Genomic DNA, 513 nt, shown 5'->3' with positions numbered 1-513 from the left:
ACCGTTACCGGCGGGGCATTGCCGGCGGAGTTCGGGCTGGTGTTCCCGGCGGACTATTCGACTGCAGGCGTGGCGGGCAGTACCAACAACAATGGCGCGCCCATCAACTACACGGTAGCGGCGACCACCAATGAAGGCAGTGCGAACAGCACAGGCAGCATCACCATCAATGTGGAAGGGGACATCAGCGTCAGTGCGACCAGTCTGGTGCTGGCTGAAACAGACGACCCGATAGTGGTGTCGCTGGCGGCGCAGCTGAGCGTGAGTGCGACCGACGCGGACGGCTCGGAAGAGGTGACCGGTGTCACGGTGACCCTGAGCGGGGTACCGGCAGGTGCAGTGATGGGGGCTGGCTGGGTGGCTGGCGCGGCAGGCAGCTACAGCTGGAGCGGAGCGAGCACCGCGGATGTGCCGACCTTCACCCTGCCGGCGGACTGGAGCGGGGTAGTGAGTGGCAACGTGGCGGGGACCACGGATGAGGGCGGTGCGGCCAATCAGGCCTTCACCGTGACC

At 66.3% G+C, this 513-nt stretch carries 1 protein-coding gene; it reads left to right on the top strand.

Annotated elements, in window-relative coordinates:
* Positions 1-513 (top strand): hypothetical protein (locus tag BN1117_RS19695; RefSeq protein ID WP_209435249.1); only part of this gene is annotated, 513 nt, incomplete at both ends.

The sequence above is a fragment of the Aeromonas australiensis genome (assembly GCF_000819725.1).
Taxonomy (GTDB): domain Bacteria; phylum Pseudomonadota; class Gammaproteobacteria; order Enterobacterales; family Aeromonadaceae; genus Aeromonas; species Aeromonas australiensis.
Note: the sequence above shows the minus strand (reverse complement) of the source record. Positions and strands in the feature narration are given on the sequence as shown.